The 18,403-nt window shown below is 68.3% G+C and carries 17 protein-coding genes; 6 read left to right on the top strand and 11 right to left on the bottom strand.

What is annotated here, in order from left to right; all coding sequences use genetic code 11:
- Positions 1-18: 18 nt before the first annotated feature.
- Positions 19-306, bottom strand: a complete 288-nt coding sequence (locus ACOZ4N_RS10185) for a MarR family transcriptional regulator (RefSeq protein WP_092657527.1) — start codon at positions 304-306, stop codon at positions 19-21.
- A gap of 273 nt (positions 307-579) precedes the next feature.
- On the opposite strand from ACOZ4N_RS10185, the gene ACOZ4N_RS10180 reads away from it, so the two are divergent.
- Together ACOZ4N_RS10180 and ACOZ4N_RS10175 are read left to right on the top strand one after the other, a co-directional pair.
- Positions 580-1,287 carry a class I SAM-dependent methyltransferase gene (locus ACOZ4N_RS10180; protein WP_424019817.1) on the top strand — a complete coding sequence of 236 codons (708 nt, stop codon included), beginning with the start codon at positions 580-582 and terminating at the stop codon, positions 1,285-1,287.
- Positions 1,288-1,327: 40 nt separating this feature from the next.
- Positions 1,328-2,230, top strand: a complete 903-nt coding sequence (locus tag ACOZ4N_RS10175; RefSeq protein WP_424019816.1) for a glycosyltransferase family 2 protein — start codon at positions 1,328-1,330, stop codon at positions 2,228-2,230.
- On the opposite strand, the gene ACOZ4N_RS10170 is transcribed toward ACOZ4N_RS10175, so the two are convergent.
- Both ACOZ4N_RS10170 and ACOZ4N_RS10165 read right to left on the bottom strand, forming a co-directional pair.
- Positions 2,215-3,711 carry a glycosyltransferase family 39 protein gene (locus tag ACOZ4N_RS10170; RefSeq protein WP_424019815.1) on the bottom strand — a complete coding sequence of 499 codons (1,497 nt, stop codon included), beginning with the start codon at positions 3,709-3,711 and terminating at the stop codon, positions 2,215-2,217. The genes ACOZ4N_RS10175 and ACOZ4N_RS10170 overlap by 16 nt on opposite strands.
- Positions 3,712-3,764: 53 nt before the next feature.
- A complete protein-coding gene (locus tag ACOZ4N_RS10165; protein ID WP_424019814.1) occupies positions 3,765-4,586 on the bottom strand; it encodes an amidohydrolase family protein in 822 nt (273 codons plus the stop codon).
- Positions 4,587-4,777: 191 nt separating this feature from the next.
- Between ACOZ4N_RS10165 and thsA the strand changes: the two genes are divergently transcribed.
- Positions 4,778-6,337, top strand: coding sequence for a thermosome subunit alpha (thsA, locus tag ACOZ4N_RS10160; RefSeq protein WP_424019947.1), 1,560 nt, complete (start codon positions 4,778-4,780; stop codon positions 6,335-6,337).
- Between the two features lie 246 nt (positions 6,338-6,583).
- On the opposite strand, the gene ACOZ4N_RS10155 is transcribed toward thsA, so the two are convergent.
- Positions 6,584-9,067, bottom strand: coding sequence for a DUF5059 domain-containing protein (locus ACOZ4N_RS10155; protein ID WP_424019813.1), 2,484 nt, complete (start codon positions 9,065-9,067; stop codon positions 6,584-6,586).
- A gap of 133 nt (positions 9,068-9,200) precedes the next feature.
- Here ACOZ4N_RS10155 and ACOZ4N_RS10150 point away from each other — a divergent pair, with 133 nt between their 5' ends.
- The gene (locus ACOZ4N_RS10150) at positions 9,201-9,713 is read left to right on the top strand and encodes a CinA family protein (RefSeq protein ID WP_424019812.1); all 513 of its coding nucleotides are present in this window, start codon (positions 9,201-9,203) and stop codon (positions 9,711-9,713) included.
- On the opposite strand, the gene ACOZ4N_RS10145 is transcribed toward ACOZ4N_RS10150, so the two are convergent.
- On the bottom strand, positions 9,710-10,474 hold the full coding sequence (locus ACOZ4N_RS10145; protein WP_424019811.1) for an SAM hydrolase/SAM-dependent halogenase family protein: 765 nt from the start codon (positions 10,472-10,474) through the stop codon (positions 9,710-9,712). The genes ACOZ4N_RS10150 and ACOZ4N_RS10145 overlap by 4 nt on opposite strands.
- A gap of 25 nt (positions 10,475-10,499) precedes the next feature.
- On the bottom strand, positions 10,500-11,033 hold the full coding sequence (locus ACOZ4N_RS10140) for a nicotinamide-nucleotide adenylyltransferase (RefSeq protein ID WP_424019810.1): 534 nt from the start codon (positions 11,031-11,033) through the stop codon (positions 10,500-10,502).
- 167 nt (positions 11,034-11,200) lie between these two features.
- Here ACOZ4N_RS10140 and lonB point away from each other — a divergent pair, with 167 nt between their 5' ends.
- Positions 11,201-13,327 carry an ATP-dependent protease LonB gene (gene lonB, locus ACOZ4N_RS10135; RefSeq protein ID WP_424019809.1) on the top strand — a complete coding sequence of 709 codons (2,127 nt, stop codon included), beginning with the start codon at positions 11,201-11,203 and terminating at the stop codon, positions 13,325-13,327.
- A 2-nt stretch (positions 13,328-13,329) separates the two neighbouring features.
- On the top strand, positions 13,330-14,235 hold the full coding sequence (locus tag ACOZ4N_RS10130; RefSeq protein WP_424019808.1) for a lysostaphin resistance A-like protein: 906 nt from the start codon (positions 13,330-13,332) through the stop codon (positions 14,233-14,235).
- Between the two features lie 2 nt (positions 14,236-14,237).
- On the opposite strand, the gene ACOZ4N_RS10125 is transcribed toward ACOZ4N_RS10130, so the two are convergent.
- From ACOZ4N_RS10125 to ACOZ4N_RS10105, 5 genes are all read right to left on the bottom strand, one after another.
- Positions 14,238-14,399 (bottom strand): hypothetical protein, encoded by a 162-nt coding sequence (locus ACOZ4N_RS10125; RefSeq protein WP_424019807.1) that lies wholly within the window; start codon positions 14,397-14,399, stop codon positions 14,238-14,240.
- A gap of 106 nt (positions 14,400-14,505) precedes the next feature.
- Complete coding sequence (locus ACOZ4N_RS10120) at positions 14,506-16,215, bottom strand: GMC oxidoreductase (protein ID WP_424019806.1); 1,710 nt, start codon at positions 16,213-16,215, stop codon at positions 14,506-14,508.
- Positions 16,216-17,112 carry a hypothetical protein gene (locus ACOZ4N_RS10115; RefSeq protein ID WP_424019805.1) on the bottom strand — a complete coding sequence of 299 codons (897 nt, stop codon included), beginning with the start codon at positions 17,110-17,112 and terminating at the stop codon, positions 16,216-16,218.
- Positions 17,113-17,193: 81 nt separating this feature from the next.
- Positions 17,194-17,655, bottom strand: a complete 462-nt coding sequence (locus ACOZ4N_RS10110) for an MGMT family protein (protein WP_424019804.1) — start codon at positions 17,653-17,655, stop codon at positions 17,194-17,196.
- A 35-nt stretch (positions 17,656-17,690) separates the two neighbouring features.
- Positions 17,691-18,356, bottom strand: a complete 666-nt coding sequence (locus ACOZ4N_RS10105) for a hypothetical protein (RefSeq protein ID WP_424019803.1) — start codon at positions 18,354-18,356, stop codon at positions 17,691-17,693.
- Between the last annotated feature and the right edge of the window lie 47 nt (positions 18,357-18,403).

Raw genomic sequence — 18,403 nt, 5'->3', positions numbered from 1 at the left:
GGGCAAAAGAGCCTGCGGTCAGTGACTCAGGTAGTAGACCTGCTTGCGCGCGTCGTGGAAGCTGTAGCGCGACCCCACCAGGTCGGACTCCTCCAGGCGGTTCAGCGCGTAGCGTACCGTCCGATCGGGCAGCAGCGATTCCTCGGCGAGCTGCCCCTGCGAGAGCGGCGCGTCACCCTCCAGCACCTTCGCGACGAGCTTGGCGCTCGGCGGGAGTTCGCGCAACCGCTCGCGGAAATCCGGGTCTGCCAACGGGCTCTCCTCACTGTTCTCGGCGTGGGTACTTTCGTCCGGCGTCGTACTCATACTTGCACCTGGCCGAACACGACGGGTAAAACTTGGCTATATGTATGACAAAACAATAGGAACAAATAAGTGCGTATTATGCATCCTTATACAAAGTCTGCCGACACAAATTGCCGGAACCGATACCGTATCGGCGTCTGTCGGTTCCAGTCGTCAGGTTCCTATTCTGGGGCAGAGTTGTTCGAATAGGTATCATTGGGCGGTTTTCGGCGCCGTCGAGCGATGTGTTTCAGTATCGTTTTATGGACTGCGAGTCGCATTCAGGCACAAACCGTGAAGGGACAGGAGTGGTATCAGGAGGACGATATCGCCGAGGAGTACGAGGAAAAGCGGTTCTCTCGGGGGGGACGGCTCATCGATCGGCGGGAGAAACAGGCCGTGCTGGACGCCATCGGCCCGGTCGAGGACAGGGACGTGCTGGAGATCGCCTGCGGGACCGGCCGGTTCACGGTCATGCTGGCCGAGCGCGGGGCCAACGTCGTCGGCCTCGACATCTCGGGACCGATGCTCCAGCAGGGCCGTGAGAAGGCGCGACGCGCGGGGGTCTCGGAGAACATGGACCTGATGCGTGGCGACGCGGGGCGGCTCCCGTTCCCCGACGACAGTTTCGACTCGGTGATCGCGATGCGATTCTTCCATCTGGCCGACCAGCCCGCCTCGTTCCTGAGCGAGATGCGGCGGGTCTCGCGCAATCAGGTCTTTTTCGACACGTTCAACCGCTTCACCACGCGCTCGCTGTACAACTGGGCGCTCCCGATGGGGTCGCGCCTGTACTCGCGGTGGGAAGTGTCCCGGTTGCTCGACAGCGCCGGGCTCCACCTCGTGGACGACGACCACGACTTCGCGTTTCCGTACGGGCTCTACCGCGAGATTCCCAACGAGCTGGCCAGCGTGTTCCGGGACATAGACACCACGCTGATCAGTTCGCCGCTGGGCAAGCGCCTGGCGTCGGTCTCGTACTGGCACACCCGGGTCCCCTGACGGCGCGAGTTTTTTAGGGGTCCGGCGGAGAACGGGGAGTATGGATCTCTCGGTGGTCGTCCCGACACTCAACGGACGCGAGCGGCTGGCGGGCTGTCTGGACGCCCTCGCCGAGCACGCGTCCGACGCCGAGGTCGTCGTCGTCAACGGCCCCTCATCCGACGGGACGACGGGGATGGTTCGTGACCGCGACGACGTGGACCTGCTGGTCGAGATCGCCGACCGCCGGCTCAACGTGGCGCGCAACGCCGGCCTCGACCGGGCCAGCGGCGACGTCGTCGCCTTCGTCAACCACGAACTCGCCGTCGAACCCGACTGGCAGTCGGCCCTGGAAGCCGGCATCGAGACCGCCGACGTGGTCACCGGCCCGACCCACCAGGAACTCAAGGCGGGCATGACGACCGAGAGCGTCGAGTCCACGACGATCAAGGGCCGGACGGTCACGTACTTCAACGGCGACAACGCCGCCTTCACCCGAGCGGCGCTGGACGCCATCGACGGGTTCGACGAGTACCTCCAGACCGGCGGCGCGCGCGACGTGGCCCACCGCCTGGCCGGGCGGGATTACGAGGTGACCTGGCGTGGGGACATGTCTGTCCGGGGCGAGTACGGCACCGACGGCGGCGTGACCGATACGGACTGGCGCTGGAAGTACCGCTCGCTGGCCTACCGGCTGACGAAGAACTACGGCCTCCGGCCGACCGTCGTCCGCCGCCTCGTCGGCCACGCCGTCCGCGACGCTGGCGGCGGACTCCGGGCCGTCGCCGGCGGCTCCATCGAACCGTCACAGTGGTTCGGCAACGGGCGTGACGTACTCGCGGGCCTGGGTGTCGGCCTCAAAGACGGCGTTCAGGCGCGCTGGCGGGACCGAACGCCCGCGCGCAACCCCAACGGCCGGGCCGACCGCACCGACCGCGCCGTCTCCGTCTACGACTGGCGCTGAGTCCGGTTGGCCAGCAGGTAGACCTCGATACTCTCGTACTCGCGGTGGCGGACCACCTGCCGCCCGTCGCTCGCCACGTCCAGCATCCGCTGGCGCTCGCCCGGCAGGAACCAGAGGTGAGTCAGGACCAGCCACACCCGGTCGTGGCCGGCGGTCACGTTCCGGAGCGTCGCGTTGGGCGTGACGTAACTCCCGTTCGACCACCACCCGGCGTGGATCGGTCGAACAGTGATGTCGCCTCGCGTCCGGTAGTACTCGAACGCCGACAGTCCCGCCCGGTCGATCACGAGGACCAGATCGTCCGACCCCGCCGCCGCTTCGAGGTCCGGGACGGCCTCGTCCCACTGTTCCTTCTGATCGGTCGTGTGGTAGTGGACAGTGGCCGGCAGGATACCGACGACCAGCAGGCCGGCCAGCGCGTAGCCGACGTGGCGGCGTTCGAGGCCGAGGCCCAACCGGTCGCGGTCGAGGCTCGTGAACCCACGGGCCGCGAGCAGGGTCCACGCCGGCGCGGCGGTGATGGTGTACCGGTCCCAGAACAGCGGCGTCACCAGATACGATACCGCGACCAGTCCGAGGACGGGCACGAGCGCCCAGACGATCAGGAGACGGCGCTCGCGTCCGAGCGGCCGTGAGCGAAGCGCGAGGGCGACGCCGACCGCGACGAGCAGACCGACCACGAGTTCGGCCGGCCCGCCGGCGGTCGTGAAGTACTCGACCACGGTCCCGACGACCCGTCCGGGGCCCGGCGGCGAGATGAAGTTGAAGCCGGCGACGGCCGCGTCGAGTTTCAGGAGGCCGACCACCAGGACCGGAGCGAGCAGCGCCCAGCAGGTGGCCTGGGCGCGTTCGAGGGTCGTCAGGCCGTCGAGCGAGATGTCGTCGCCGGCTAGCAGACGGTCGGTCACGAGGACGAGCCCCTGGGTGACGACGACGAACAGGCCGAACGGGTGGACGGCGGCCGTCGCCAGGGTCGCGCCGACGTAGCTCAGGGCCAGCCGACGGGTCGGCCGTCGCCGGAGCCACAGGAAGGCGAGAAAGGAGAGCAGGGTCAACAGCGTCCACAGGCTGTACATCCGCGTCTCCTGCGCGTAGTAGAGCTGGAACGGGGCGACCGCGAACACGAGCGTCGCCACCAGTCCGGTCCGTCGGTCGAACAGCTCACGGCCCAACAGGTACAGCAGGGGCAACGAGAGAATACCGAAGACCGCGGAGGGGAAGCGGACGGCTGTCGCGCTCGTGCCGACGAGTTCGGTCCAGACGTCGAGGAAGACGTAGTACGGCGGGAGGTGGGGTTGCCTGCTCGGGATGACCCACAGGAGTTCGAGGGGGCCGTGGTTCGCGACGAACCGGAGGGTGATCGCCTCGTCGACCCAGATGCTCTCGACGCCGAGGCCGTACAGCCGGAGGGCGGCGCCGAGGAGGACGACCTCAGCCAGGGCTAGCACGGATCGGTTCCGCCAGTCGATGTTCCCACCCACTGTCACTCCCTCTGCGAGTGTCGGTGATAAACACTACGAGACGGAAAAACGGGTCACTCCCCGCCCGACGGGGACAGTTCCGGAATCACGCGCGAGGGGTTCTTCGAGAACACCTTCCGCATCGCGTCCTCGGGCACGTCCAGCGTCAGGATCTCCATGACGCCCACGTCCGGGTGGGTGGCCGGCGCGCCGCTGCCGAAACAGATCCGGTCGGGGTGTTCCATGATCGCCCGTTCCAGCGGCGTGCGAAAGCGGACGAAACTGGTGTCGAGATAGCAGGATTCCCAGCGGTCCAGCAGGGTGATACCGTCCGCGATCAACTCCCGGTCGAGCGGGTAGCCGCCGAAGTGTTCGACGATCACGGGGAACTCGTAGTCCAGCAGGTGATCGGCGATGGCCCGGGGCGGGAACGCTCGGCCGCCGTGGACCAGCACCGGGAGACCCACGTCTGCGAGTTGCTCCAGGACTTCCTCGTCGGGGAGCCCGTCGGCCGCGGGGTGGAGCTTGAACCCGGCAAAACGGTCGTCGTAGGCGTACTGTTCCACGTCCTCGGGCGAGGTGTGGTGCTCCTCGCGCGAACTGGCGAGGTTGCGCAGGCGCGCGCCCGGACTCGATCCGGCGTCGCGGGCTCCGTTGATCCGAGCGAACGCGACGAACGAACGCCCGACGCTCATCCGGGCGACCGCGTTGTTGACCTTGAGGTAGCTGCCGTCCCGGGGACCCGGGAACACGACCGACCGGACGACCCCGGCCTGGTGCATCTCCCGCTCGATGGTCTCGGGATCACCCGTGCGGGCGTCGGCTCGTCGCGACTCCTCGGGTTCCAGACGGACGTGAACGTCGACGACGCGGAACTCGTGTTCCAGCTCCAGCATCCACCGTGGTAACGAACGGCCCTGTAATAACGGTTGCCCGCCCGACGATCGGCACCCGTCGCCGAACCGGACTGTCCACCCCGCTGTCGCAGCCTCCGCAATTCGGTCGCCGTCTCTCCTTTTCCTCCGATAGTAACTTTTATATAGAACCGCTGACCACCTCATTAGTGACTATGAGCCAACAGCGACGGATGGGCGGCCAGCCCATGTTCATTCTCAACGAGGATTCCCAGCGGACGGAGGGGAAAGACGCACAGACATCCAACATCGCCGCGGGGAAGGCGATCTCCGAGGCGGTACGGACGACCCTGGGCCCTCGCGGGATGGACAAGATGCTCGTCTCCGATTCCGGCGACGTGGTCATCACCAACGACGGGGCGACCATCCTGAACGAGATGGAGATCGAGCACCCCGCCGCACAGATGATCGTCGAAGTCGCCCAGACACAGGAGGACGAGGTCGGTGACGGGACGACGACCGCCTCCGTCCTCGCGGGCGAACTCCTGAAGCAGGCCGAGGACCTGCTCGACGACGACGTCCACCCGACGACCATCGTCGAGGGGTACCACGAGGCCGCGCAGCTGGCCCAGGCGTCCATCGACGCCGAGACGCTCGACGCCGACGTGGACGAGGAGACCCTGCTCTCGGTCGCCGAGTCCTCGATGACCGGCAAGGGGACCGGCGACGTGAACGCCGCCGGCCTGGCCGAGACGGTCGTCGAGGCCGTCCAGCACGTCGACACCGACGCCGGCGTCGTCCGCGACAACATCACCGTCCGGACCCAGACCGGTGCCTCCTCCTCGGCGACCGAACTCGTCGAGGGTGTCATCGTCGACGAGGAGCCGGGCCACGAGAACATGCCCCGCTCGGTCGACGACGCCGCCATCGCCGTCCTCGACAACGACATCGACCTCAAGGAGTCGAGCATCGACGCCGAGTACAACATCACCGAGGTCGACCAGCTCGACCAGGCCATCGAGGCCGAGGAGAAGGAACTCAAAGGCTACGTCGACAAGATCGAGGACGTGGGCGCGAAGGTCGTGTTCGCCACCGGCGACATCGCCGACCGCGCGAAGGCCTTCCTCGCCAAGCGTGGCATCCTCGCCTTCGAGAGCGTCGGCGACGACGACGCCAAGTCCATCGCCTCCGCGACGGGCGGCTCGCGTGCCGGCTCCGTCGACGACCTCGAAGCCGACGACCTCGGCGAGGCCGAGGCGGTCCGCGTCGAGAAGTTCGACGACGACGACGTGGCCTTCATCGAGGGCGGCGCGGCCGCCGACGCCGTCACCGTCTTCGCCCGCGGTGGCACCGAACACGTCACCGACGAACTCGAACGCGCGCTCAACGACGCGCTCGACGTGGTGACCGCCGCGCTCGACGAGGGCGGCGTCGTCCCCGGTGCCGGTGCCGCCGAGATCGCCATCGCGGCCCACATCCGCGACGAGGCCGCGAGCATCGAGGGCCGCAAACAGCTGGCCGTCGAGGCCTTCGCCGACGCCGTCGACGTGCTCCCGCGCACGCTGGCGGCCAACACCGGCATGGACCCCATCGACGCGCTGGTCGACCTTCGCTCGGAGTTCGACAGCGAGGGTCGCGCCGGCATCATCTCCGAGGGCCAGACGGGCATCATCGGTGACCCCGTCGAGTACGGCGTCCTCGACCCCGCCGCGGTCAAGGAGGAAGCCGTCGAGTCCGCGACCGAGGCCGCGACCATGATCGTCCGCATCGACGACGTTATCGCTGCTGAATGATCGGTTGAGCGCGACTGCGAGGCAGTCGCGCGATCCTGCGGTCCGGCGCGCGAAGCGGCGACGTGATCGGATTCGGCGAATCGGAGAACCGACGGCTCGCCGACACGCAACCCCGTCCATTCTTCGAATCTCTCGACCGAGAGCCCGGTCCGTGATCCACTCGTGGCGAGCGCGAGACGACCGGTCGGCGTTCGGTGACCCGATCGAAAAAAGAGGGTCGAATCGTCCGGGACAGACTGCCAGTGGTTACTCTTCGACCACGACCTTGCCTTTCATCCCCGCCATCTCGTGGGGGACACAGTAGTACTCGTGGGTGCCGGTCGTCTCGAACGTGTGGGTGTACGACTGGCCGGACTGAACGGCACCCTTCCCGTTCTCCCAACCGGTCTCGGCGGCGGACTGGGACTCGAAGCCACCGGAGGCCCAGTACTCCGCGCCCTCGGGGATCTTGTCCTCGTACGCGACGACGTTGTGCGCCTCACCGGCGCGGTGTGCCCAGGCGACCGTGTCGCCGACGTTCACCGTGAGTTCGGCCGGCTCGAAGGCGACGGCCTGCATGTCCACGACGTGGTCGGCGTCTTCGGGCACGCCGTCCTGGACGTTGGGGCCGCCCTGGAGGCTCGTCTCCTCGCTCCCGCCGCCGGACTCGCCGCCGCTGCCCTCGCCGACGGGGGCCTCGTCGACGGCCCCGACGACGGCGAACTGCGCGCGGATCGAGGCGTCGGCGTAGGCCGTCGCGGCGCTCTCGACGCCGGATCCCGATTCGAGCGCGCTGATGTAGTCGTCCAGCGCGGCCTCGTAGCCCTCGTACGCGCCCGAGTCGGCGTCTTCGAGCATCTCGTGGACCTCCGCCCCCTCGAAGGCGGCGAAGGTGTCCTGCATCACCGGTGTGATGGCGCTGGCCTCGACGGTGGTGCCGCCCGACCCGACGACTGCGTAGGCGGCGTCGACGGCCTTCCCGTAGAAAGTCTTCGCGGTGCCGTACACGTCGCCGCCGTTGCCGGCCGCGGAGCCGACCGCCGAGAGGTCGCTCTCGAAGCTCTCGTACAGCTCGGCGTCGGCCTCCTCGATGGCCTCGTGGAAGCCGCCAGCGCCAGCCTCGAAGGCGGCGAAGGTCTCCTGGACGACGCTGTTTGCGCGCCCGGCCTTGCCGAGCGCGGCGACGCCCGCGGCGTCGAAGATCCGGGCGGCCATGTACGCGGCCTCGCCGGCACCGACCTGACCGGTCGAGCCGGCGGTCGTCTCGAAGCCGAGCAGTTCCTCCAGTACGGCCGTGGCGTGGGTCTCCACGCCGCTGTCGTTCGTGTTCTCGAAGGCCGTCTGCAGGGAGCCCAGGTGTGACTCGAAGGACTCGTAGGCCTCGGCGTCGGCCTCCTCGAAGGCCTCGTGGAAGCCCAGTTCGTTCTGCTCGAACGTCTGGAACAGCGACTGGGCGATCCCGGCGGCGGTGTTGTTGCCGCCGAGCCGGTAGATCTCCCGGGCGTCCTGGACGCGTGTCCGGAAGAACTCGGCTTCCAGAACCGCGGCCCCGGTGCCGCCGACCAGCGCCTCGATGCCGGCGACGAGGTTGTCGTCGACCGTCGCGAGCGCGTCGTCGATGCCAGAGGAGTTCCCGTTACCGATGGCCGAGATCAGCGAGTCCAGGCCGCTCTCGAAGCCCTCGTAGGCCTCGCCGTCGGCCTCCTCGAGCGCGTCGTGGGCCTTCGCGCCCTCGAAGTGGGCGAACACGTCCTGGGCCATCGTCTGGGCGGTGTCGGTCTCGCCGCGGGCGGCGACCCAGTGCGCGTCGTGGACGCGAGCGCGGTACGTCGTGAGGACGGCGGCGTGGGCCTGCGCCTCGCCGGCACCACCCATCGAGGCGAGCGTCGCGGCGTCCCAGCCCTGTGCCTGGTACGCGGCGAGTTGCCCAGCCCCGGCGACTTGCTCGCTGGCCGCGACGGCGTAGGCCCCGGTGGCCGACGCGCTCAGTGCGGTGGTCGTCGCGCTCCGGAGGGATTCCACGTTTCCGGACTGTGCGGCCGAGACGGCGGCCTCCATCGCGCCTTCGAGGCGCTCGTAGGCCTCGCTGTCGGCGCTCTCGACGGCGTCGTGGGCGGGCGAGGTCTCCCACCAGCCGAGCACCTCCTGACCGACCGCGGCCGCGCCCTCGGTGTCGCCGGCGGCGGCGAGCAGTTCGACGTTGTTGACGGCCGCGCCGAACCGGAGCACCTCCAGCGCGTTCGCGCCCGTCTCACCGATGCGGGTGATCGTCGCCTCGCGCAGGTTGGTGTTGGCAGTCTGCCAGCCGTCGCGGGCGGCTTCGACGTCTCCCGCCGTCAGCCCCTCGTTCATGACGACCAGTCCGTCCTCCTCGAAGCCGCTGTAGTTGGCCTCGTTGGTGGCTTCGAGGTACTCGTGTGCGCCGTACTCGCCGTTGGCACCCTCGAAGCGAGCGAAGACGCTCTGTCCGACGCTCGCGCCCGCGTCGGCGTGGCCCGCGACGCCGAGGGCGAACGCGTCGTCGAGTCGCGTTCGCATCGCCGTCCACTCGGCGGCGACGGCCGCCTCGGCACCGACGCTCGCCGAGGTCTCCGCCTCGCCGTCCTCGGTCGACGCCGGCGTGTCCGTGGGCGCGTCCGTCGCCGTATCCGTCGGCGTCCCGTCCTCGTTACTGCCGCTACACCCTGCGAGCCCCAGTCCGGCGGCCACCGCAGTGGCCGTCCGGAGCAACTGTCTCCTGTTCGGTCGCATCATTTTAGGCTAGCCTAATCCATACTTAACTCCGTCGAATTTTAGGCGAGCCGAAAAAGGCCGAATAATTTCGGCAGAGAACATGTTCGGGCCATTCGGGGGATTCAACACCATCGGCGTCGTGGGCAGATCCATGCACGAGTTCTCGGAGGAGCCACTGATCGAGACGCGGGTCGGCGAGGCGCTGGCGGAGCGTGGCGAGACACTGGCGGCCGCCGAGTCCTGTTCGGGCGGGCTGGTCGCCTCGCTCGTGACGGACGTTCCCGGGGCCAGCGAGTATTTCGACCGTTCGTACGTGACCTACAGCTACGAGGCCAAACAGCAGGTGCTGGGAGTCTCCCGTGAAGCCCTCGACGAGGCGAGTGCGGTCTCTGCACGCGTGGGCCGTGAGATGGCTCGGGGAGCGCGCGACACCGCCGACGCGACGTGGGGTGTCTCGACGACCGGCGTGGCCGGACCCGAACGCGACCGCGCCGACCACCCGGTCGGCACCGTCTTCGTCGGCGTCGCCGACGCCGCGCCGTGGGGGAGCGGTGCGTCGACGACCACCGTCGAACGGTACCAGTTCGACGGCTCCCGAACGGAAGTCAAAGAACGGGTGGCCAGACAGGCCCTCTCGGACCTGCTCGACCGGATTCGGGACTAGTCGAGATCGAGCGACACCGCATCGCCGACTGCCACGTCGAAGGCCGACTCGCCCCGGCCGCGGTTGACCGCTAACTCGACGTTCTCGTGGCTCCCGACGGTCACCAGCCGCTGGCCCGCCTCGACGGCGGCGTAGGTCGGTTCGACCGGCGCGCGCTCGCCGTTCACCGTGACTCGCCCGCCGTAGCGGCCGTCGAGGACCGCGCCGGGAACGTTCGTGATCGCGTTGCCGAACCCGTCGACGACCAGCACCTCGCCCTCGGCGCGGCCGTCTTCGACCGCCGGTTCCGGGAAGGTCAGATCGACCCAGTCCTCGACCGGCACGAACGCGTCACGACCCTCGAACGCCCCGACGCCTGCCTCGTGGACCAGCGCGGCCGCGGGCGCGAACACGTCTCGCCCGTGGAACGTCGAACTCGCGGGGTCGCCCAGGTCGATCTCGAAGACCTCGATCCCCTCGTCGTCCGCGAGTCGGCGAGCGGCCGGCAGGAGGACACCGTTGTCCGGGCCGACGAGCGCGTGGTCACCGGCGCGAACCACGACCGCGGCCCGGTCGGTGCCGACGCCAGGGTCGACGACGACCAGGTGGACGGCCGGGGGGAACCAGGGGAGCACTTCCCGCAACCAGAAGGCCGCAGTCCGCACGTCCTGGCGGGGGAAGTCGTGGGCCACGTCGACGAGGCGGGCCTCGGACGCCTGCAGGATGACGCCTTTCATCGCGGCCGGATACGGCGAGCCGAAGTCGGATGCGAGTGTGATCATGTCGGTCGGTGGGTCGGGGCGCTGGTCAGTGATCGTTCTCGGTCGCGTCGTCGCCGTCGTCGCCCGCGATCCGGCGGAGCCGCTCCAGCCCGTCGACCTCGTCGATCACGTCGACGACGGCGTCGGGGACCAGATGCGACCACTCTTTCCCTTCGATCATCCGCGACCGGATGCGCGAGCCCTTCAGGTCCCCGCGGTTGTACATCTCGGACTGGCGGACCTCGATACCGGCTTCCTCGAACAACCGGATCACGAGCGGGTTGTTCGAGTAGGCCACGTCGAAGTCCGGTGCCATGCTCTGGATGTGGCCCACCCAGACGGAGTTGCGGTCGATGTCCTCGATGGGGACGACGTACGTCTGGGTGTCGAACTCGTCGAGGACGCGCGAGAGCATCATGATGCGCTCGCCCGCGGTGAACGGATTCCGGACGGTGTGGCTGGCGTCGGCGCTGCCGATGCCCACCACTACCTCGTCGACCTCCTCGGCGATGCGGTCGGTCATCTCCCGGTGGCCGTCGTGGAACGGCTGGAACCGGCCGATGTAGAACCCCCGTGTCATACGAGTACGTACGCGGGCAGTTTCATAAAATCCGCGAGTCGACGGCGGCCACCCGACGCCGCGGACACGACGCCGCTGTCTTGCGGTTTTCCCGTTCTCACTGGTCGGAATAGGGGAGAAAGTATATCAGTCGACAGCCCTTCCCTTTCGCTAACAGCAACGGTTCTATGAGCAACGATACGGACACCGACGACGACCCCGAAGACGGGGGGCCCGACTCCGCCGAGGAGTCCCCGGCAGCGTTCGAGGACGCGGTCGACGACATCGACGACGTCGACGGCATCGAGAGCGTCCGCGATGGGGACGACGACGAGTCGGGTGTTCCCGACGGCAACGAGGGCACCATCGACGACCTGGGCAGTGAAGTCGAGATCGACGCCCCGGTCGACGAGGAAAACGCCGAGGACGACATCCTGGGCGGCCTCGAAATCGACTCGACCCACGACATCGAAGTCCCGGACCGACTGGTCGATCAGGTCATCGGGCAGGACCACGCCCGTGACGTGGTGAAGAAAGCCGCGAAGCAGCGCCGCCACGTCATGATGATCGGTTCGCCCGGGACCGGGAAGTCGATGCTCGCCAAGGCGATGAGCCAGTTGCTCCCCAAGGAGGAACTGCAGGACGTCCTCGTCTACCACAACCCCGACGACGGTAACGAGCCGAAAGTCCGGACCGTCCCCGCCGGGAAAGGGGACCAGATCGTCGACGCCCACAAGGAGGAAGCCCGCAAGCGCAACCAGATGCGCAGCTTCCTCATGTGGATCATCATCGCCATCGTCATCGGCTACTCGCTGCTGATCGTCCAGCAACCCCTGCTGGGCATCCTGGCGGCCGGTGTCATCTACCTCGCGTTCCGCTACGGCTCGCGGGGCAACGACGCGATGATCCCGAACCTGCTCGTCAACAACGCCGAGCAGAACACCGCGCCCTTCGAGGACGCGACCGGTGCCCACGCCGGTGCCCTGCTGGGCGACGTTCGCCACGACCCGTTCCAGTCCGGCGGCATGGAGACGCCCAGCCACGACCGCGTCGAACCCGGCGCGATCCACAAGGCCAACAAGGGCGTCCTGTTCGTCGACGAGATCAACACCCTCGACATCCGGAGTCAGCAGAAGCTGATGACGGCGATTCAGGAGGGCAAGTTCTCGATCACGGGCCAGTCCGAGCGCTCCTCGGGCGCGATGGTCCAGACCGAGCCCGTCCCGTGTGACTTCATCATGATCGCGGCCGGGAACCTCGACGCCATGGAGAACATGCACCCCGCCCTCCGCTCCCGGATCAAGGGCTACGGGTACGAGGTGTACATGGACGACACCATCGAGGACGACGCCGAGATGCGCCGGAAGTACGCCCGCTTCATCGCCCAGGAGGTCGAGAAGGACGGGCGGCTCCCCCACTTCGACGAGGAAGCCGTCGAGGAGGTCATCCTCGAAGCCCGCCGTCGCGCCGGTCGGAAGGGTCACCTGACCCTCAAACTGCGTGACCTGGGCGGGCTGGTGCGGGTCGCAGGCGACATCGCCCGCGCCGAGGACAAGGAGTACACCGAGCGCGAGGACGTGCTGCAGGCCAAGCGCCGCAGCCGCTCCATCGAGCAACAGCTCGCGGACAACTACATCGAGCGCCGCAAGGACTACGAGCTCACCGTCAACCAGGGCGACGTGGTCGGCCGCGTCAACGGGCTGGCCGTCATGGGCGAAGATTCGGGGATCGTCCTCCCCGTCATGGCCGAGGTCACGCCCTCGCAGGGCCCCGGCGAAGTGATCGCGACGGGTCAACTCAAGGAGATGGCCCAGGAGGCGGTCCAGAACGTCTCGGCGATCATCAAGAAGTTCAGCGACGAGGACATCACCGAGAAGGACGTCCACATCCAGTTCGTCCAGGCCGGTGAGGGCGGCGTCGACGGCGACTCCGCCTCCATCACGGTCGCCACGGCCGTCATCTCCGCGCTGGAGGACGTGCCCGTCGAGCAGAACATCGCCATGACCGGCTCGCTGTCGGTCCGGGGCGACGTGTTGCCCGTCGGCGGTGTCACGCACAAGATCGAGGCCGCGGCCAAGTCCGGCCTCGACAAGGTGATCATCCCCAAGGCCAACGAGCAGGACGTGATGATCGAGGAGGAGTACGAGGAGATGATCGAGATCATCCCCGTCTCCCACATCAGCGAGGTCCTGGAGGTCGCCCTCGCGGGCGAACCCGAGAAGGACGGCCTCGTCGACCGCCTGAAGAACATCACCGGCAAGGCGCTGGAACAGCGCGAAGTCGGTCGCGGTAGCGGCAGTCCCAGCCCGCAGTAACCGTGGCGCAGTGGGCGGCGTTCGTCGGCCTGACGGGCGTCGTCTGCACCCTTTTGCTCGCGCTCGCTCGCCTCTCCCAGCACGTCGTCCGCGGTGACGACGCGGACGCCACGGGGTCGAGCGACGCACCGCCGTCACCACCGGACCGCAGACGGACCGACGAGATTCCGCGGTTCGTCCCGCCGGAGGCCGGCGCTGACTCTACGGCGGAGCGACCGCTCCGGGCGGACGGCGAACTCGCGGCGACCGGCGCACCCGGCGGACACGATCCGCGTGCGGACCCCACCGCTGGCGACCTCTCGACCGGAACGCTGCTGGCCAACGTCGCGCTCACGCAGGGGCTGTTCGGCGGGCTCTTGCTCGCCGGTGCGTGGTACTTCGGCATTCCAGCGAGTGCGTTCGGCGTCACCGACGCGGGGCTCTCGACCGGCCTCCCGGCGCTCGCGGTCGGCGTCGTGCTGGGCGTCTCGCTGTACGCCGTGAACGAGATCGGCGCGGTCAGCGCCGACGCGGTGGGCGTCGAACACGACGAGCGCCTGCGGTCGATGCTCGCGCCCGATACGGGTTCGGGCTGGCTCGTCCTCCTGCTGGTGGTCCTGCCGATCATCGCGGGCGTCGAGGAGTTCATCTTCCGGGCGGCGGTGATCGGCGCGACCACCGCCGGGTTCGGGACCTCGGTGTGGGCGCTGGCGGTCGTCTCGTCGCTGGCGTTCGCGCTGGGTCACGGCGCGCAGGGACGGGCCGGGATCGTCGTCACCGGGTCGCTCGGGTTCGTCCTCGCGGCCGCGTTCATCCTCACCGGGAGCTTTCTCGTGGTGTTCGTCGCCCACTATCTGGTGAACGCGCTGGAGTTCGTGGTCCACGAACTGCTGGGGATCGAGTGGGCCGAGAAGGGAGTCGGTGGCTGAGTCTACTCGGGCTGGTCGTCGCTGTCGGCGGTCTCGACCGCCGGCTCGTCGCCGAGCGAGCGGTAGAGGTTCACGCCGAGGCCGGCCGCGAACGCGGCGAGTCCGGCGAGGACGATCCAGGTGAGGTTCGGGTGTTCCAGTCCGACGTGGAGTGGCAGTGCCATGTCTCGGCTCACGCCCCGGCACGTGTAAAACCAACCGGATTGGATCGTGGATGCCCCGGTCCGTTCGGAGCGGACGGTTGGGCATCGAGCGGTCCCCTGCCGGCAGTCAGAAGTACCGCTCGACGATCTTCTCGGCGGTCCGGGCCGCGAGCGCCTGCCCCGTGTTCGTCGGGTTGACGCCGCCCACCGAGTTCGCCAGCGCGCTGTGGTCGGCGACGAACAGCCGATCCACGTCGTAGGCCTCACACGCCCGGTCGACGACCTTCCCCATCCGCATCGTACTCTGAACGTGGAGGGCGGTCGGCGGCGAATCGGAGCGGTGGACGTGGGAGGCCCCGGCCTCGCGCAGGATCTCCGCGCCGATCTCGGCGAGGCGGTCACGACGTTTTTGATCGCCCTCGCTGGGTTCGTAGTTGACCAGCGGGATCGACCCGTTCTCGTCGGACACCCCGGGGACGACGGTGACGCCGTTGCGCTCGTGGGGCCGGTCGTCGGTCACGACGAGCAACTGGAGCATCCGGCGGTAGCCGCTGAGGAGTTCCTTCAGCCGGCCGCCGGCGAGTCGTCCCATCGTGTCCCAGGGGGCGTCGGCGGTGTCGTTCTGGAAGGTGAACCCGGAGGCGCTCGCGCCGAAGCCCAGGATCGCGCCGAGACCGGGCGTGGTGCCGACGGTCTGGAGCATCCCGATCCCGGGGTAGTCGAAGCGGGCGGCGATGTCCTGCCCCTGGTGCTGGTCGACGGTCGCCTTGCCGAGTCGCCCCTCCAGATCGTCCTCCTCGAACAGTCCCATCACGTTATCGCCGAAGTGGATGGTCATGCCACTGCCCACCCAGTCGTTCTCCGGGAGATCGGCGTTCTTCCAGAGCCGCGGGGTCTCGATGGCTCCTGCGGCGAGAACGACCACCTCGGCGTCGACCGACTCGGTCTCGCCGGACCAGGTGTCGCGGAACTCGACGCCGGTCGCCGAGGGGTCGTCACCGAGCCAGGTGTCGGTCTCGATGTCCGTGACGAAGGCGTTGGGCCGGATGGTCACGTTCCCGGTCCGCAGGGCCGGCGGGACGAAGCTGACGTTGCTGGCCCGTTTGGCCTTCTCCTCGAACGGCGCGCCGCGCGGGTGGGGGTTGCCGGCGATGTTTCCGAGCGCGAGGGTGTCGCCCTCGACCTCGGGATACGTGAAGTCGCCGTCGTAGTCCCCGTCGACGTGGAGTTTCTCGTCTGGCTGTTTGATGGCGTTGGGCTGGGGCCGGTAGCCGGGGTCGGTGACGTTTTTCACGTCCAGCAGGTCCCAGCCGGCGGCTTCGGCACCCCGGAAGAACAGCTCCTCCTTGGCGGTCACGGGCGCGGGCGCGACCTCGCACATCTCCTCGATCTCCTGGTAGTAGGGCACGAGATCGGCGTAGTCGATGGGCCAGTGGCCCTGCTCGTCGATGGACGCGGGGTAGGCCCGCGGGTGGTTGCCGGTGTAGTGCAGGGTGGTCCCGCCGACGCCCGAACACTGGAGGATCGCGCCGTCGCCGGGGAACTTCCGGAAGTAGAAGCCCCGCTCGTGGTCGGCGGGGCCGAAGATGAGCTTGTTCACCATCTCGAACTCGCGGGTGGTGAACTGCTCGTCGAGCAACTCGCCGCTGAGGTCCTCGACGGACGAGGAGGCTTCGCCGCCGGGGTCTTCGTGTGGCTCGGGCCATTTCTCGTTGCCGTGGAACGGGCCGGCTTCCAGCACCAGCACGGAGAGGCCGGCCTCGGCGAGTTTCCAGGCCGCGACTGGGCCGTCGCCGCCGGCACCGACGATCACGGCGTCGTACTCGTTCGCCACCATCTATGCACCCTCCGGGAACGGCTCCTCGTAGTCACTCGTGTCGTAGTCGTTCTCCCGGAATGCCCCGGCGTCGCGGGCGATGCGCACGTCGCCGTCGAGGTCCTTCCAGATCTCGCCGCCACCCAGTGGACTGTCCGGCTTGTCGGCGTAGCCTCTGAGTGCGGCGTAGCCGTCGGCGAATCCCGGATAGCCGGTCTGTCGCCAGCTCTGGACCGCGGCCGGGTCGTTCGGGTGCTCGCGCTGGCTCGGCGGCTGGGTGAACTCGTCGTAGCCCTGCCACTCGCTGTAGTAGATGACCTCGGCGAACCCGACCACCAGTTGCCCCACGAGGCCGGCGTCGGCCTCGAACAGGAACCCCGAGACGGGTGACAGCTCCAGTTCGTACCCGTCGAGCAGGCCGATGGCGCGCAACCGGTCCTGCCGAGAGAGCTTCGCGAAGGTCCCGGCGGCGAACCGGACGACCCACGGCGAGGCGTCGTCGGGTTCCAGCAGTGCCAGCGGCCGGTCGACGCTGGGGTCGTCCTCGTTGTCGCCGCGGTCGAGCAACTCTTTGGCGGCCAGGTCCAGCACCGCCGCCACTGGCCCCGCGATGGGGATGTTCCCGACCGCACCGATGTAGGGCAACCCGAACGTGAACAGGTCGTTCGCGTAGGTGATCAGGAACTCGTCGAGGCCGACCGCCAGCCCGCCGGGGACGTGTTCGTCACCCAGCGGCTCGGCCAGTTCCGGCGTCTCCGGGAGTACCGCATCCACGACGGCCCGGAACGTGATCTCGGTGTGTGTCTCGAAGGTCAGCGACGACCCCGAGGCCGACGCCCGCCCCGAGACCGCCACCGCTCCCCCGCCCGCCGCGACACCGCGCAGAACCGCTCGCCGCGATACGTCGGTCTTCTCCATGACCTGTTGTCTGTAAAACAGGTATAAATAAGTTCACGGTAGAACAACTCGAAATTTATGCGGGCCGTCGGTGGTCCGGGTTCAGATCCCTTCGACGGAGCGGAGTTTGTCGACGACGGCCGGCGGGGTCGCGCCGGGGCCGTCGCGGACGCGGTGGTCGGGGATGAGCAGAGGGGCGGGGTTCTCGGTGAGTGCTTCCCGCACTGCCCGGATGTCGTCGTCGCTCTCGTCGTCCAGTCCGGGGGTCATCCGCGCGAGTTGCGCGACCGAGGAGTCCTGCCCGTAGGGAATCTCGCGCACGGCTTCGAGGACTTTGCGCTGGTCGGTCGGGACCGTCAGCGCGACCTGTACGTCCTCGAAGCTCTCCTCGACGCCGTCGAAGTAGGCGCCGATCCGATCCAGGAGGTCGTGGTCGTCCTCGGCACCCTCGTCGGGCGACTCGGGAAAGGAGACGGAGATGACTCGACCCTGTGCGATCCCGACCTGCACGTAGCGGTCGAGGTACGCCGATTCGCGCGCGTAGATACCCGCAACGTCGCTCATGTTCGGTCGGACGGGCGACTGTGCCTTGAAACTGGCTACAGGTTGACCGCCCGCGCGTCCGCCAGCGTGGACGGGACGGTCAGGCGCACTGTCGAGGATGCCCCGCTTCCGGTCGTGACCTGGAGTGTCGCGTCCGCCTCGGGTTCCAGCGGTTCGCCGAACCCGTCCGCACCCGACACCTCGTCGTCCGTGCCGAGGTCCATGGACAGTTTCAGCCGGTCCTCCGGTTCGTTCAGCACCGGCGCGGAGTCGTCGGTGTCCTTGATCGGCGTGGTTCGGAAGGTTCCGTCGACGCCGGTAGCCGTCGACTCGCTTGACGCCGCGGCGACGACGTAGGTGCCGTTGTCGTCGACCCACTGGATCACCACGTCGCGGAGGTCGACGGGGTCGGCACCCGGCGCGAGCGCGACGATCAACTCGACCGCGGTGATCCGTTCCTCGGCGACGAGTCCGACCGTCGAGATCACGTTCAGCCGGTCGGTGACCTGCGGGTCGTCGGTCTCGCGCGACTCGTCCTCGGCGGGCCCTTCCTCAGTGACCGTATCGCTCTCGGTCTCGGTGGCCGTGCCTTCCGAGTCGTCTTCTTCGTCCTCGTCGTCCGTCTCCGCGGGATCGGTCGGGCCGTCCTGCCCGTTGCAACCGGCTACCGCCAGCGTCGCGGCGGTAGCGCCGGCCCCCAGGAGGATCTGTCGCCGGTACATACGTCCCGCTGTGCCGTCCCTCCCTGGTAACTGTTGGTCCCGTGACG

Source organism: Halorientalis pallida (assembly GCF_049605515.1).
Classification (GTDB): domain Archaea; phylum Halobacteriota; class Halobacteria; order Halobacteriales; family Haloarculaceae; genus Halorientalis; species Halorientalis pallida_A.
The sequence above is the reverse complement of the archived record's forward strand: the minus strand, read 5'-3'. Positions and strand labels throughout refer to the sequence as shown.

Excerpts from the sequence above, each read along its gene's own strand:
- lonB (WP_424019809.1), top strand. The coding sequence starts at position 11,201 with ATGAGCAACGATACGGACACCGACGACGACCCCGAAGACGGGGGGCCC.
- ACOZ4N_RS10175 (WP_424019816.1), top strand. The coding sequence starts at position 1,328 with ATGGATCTCTCGGTGGTCGTCCCGACACTCAACGGACGCGAGCGGCTG.
- ACOZ4N_RS10120 (WP_424019806.1), bottom strand. The coding sequence starts at position 16,215 with ATGGTGGCGAACGAGTACGACGCCGTGATCGTCGGTGCCGGCGGCGAC.
- thsA (WP_424019947.1), top strand. The coding sequence starts at position 4,778 with ATGGGCGGCCAGCCCATGTTCATTCTCAACGAGGATTCCCAGCGGACG.
- ACOZ4N_RS10110 (WP_424019804.1), bottom strand. The coding sequence starts at position 17,655 with ATGAGCGACGTTGCGGGTATCTACGCGCGCGAATCGGCGTACCTCGAC.
- ACOZ4N_RS10155 (WP_424019813.1), bottom strand. The coding sequence starts at position 9,067 with ATGCGACCGAACAGGAGACAGTTGCTCCGGACGGCCACTGCGGTGGCC.
- ACOZ4N_RS10140 (WP_424019810.1), bottom strand. The coding sequence starts at position 11,033 with ATGACACGGGGGTTCTACATCGGCCGGTTCCAGCCGTTCCACGACGGC.
- ACOZ4N_RS10145 (WP_424019811.1), bottom strand. The coding sequence starts at position 10,474 with ATGATCACACTCGCATCCGACTTCGGCTCGCCGTATCCGGCCGCGATG.
- ACOZ4N_RS10105 (WP_424019803.1), bottom strand. The coding sequence starts at position 18,356 with ATGTACCGGCGACAGATCCTCCTGGGGGCCGGCGCTACCGCCGCGACG.
- ACOZ4N_RS10150 (WP_424019812.1), top strand. The coding sequence starts at position 9,201 with ATGCACGAGTTCTCGGAGGAGCCACTGATCGAGACGCGGGTCGGCGAG.
- ACOZ4N_RS10185 (WP_092657527.1), bottom strand. The coding sequence starts at position 306 with ATGAGTACGACGCCGGACGAAAGTACCCACGCCGAGAACAGTGAGGAG.
- ACOZ4N_RS10165 (WP_424019814.1), bottom strand. The coding sequence starts at position 4,586 with ATGCTGGAGCTGGAACACGAGTTCCGCGTCGTCGACGTTCACGTCCGT.
- ACOZ4N_RS10125 (WP_424019807.1), bottom strand. The coding sequence starts at position 14,399 with ATGGCACTGCCACTCCACGTCGGACTGGAACACCCGAACCTCACCTGG.
- ACOZ4N_RS10115 (WP_424019805.1), bottom strand. The coding sequence starts at position 17,112 with ATGGAGAAGACCGACGTATCGCGGCGAGCGGTTCTGCGCGGTGTCGCG.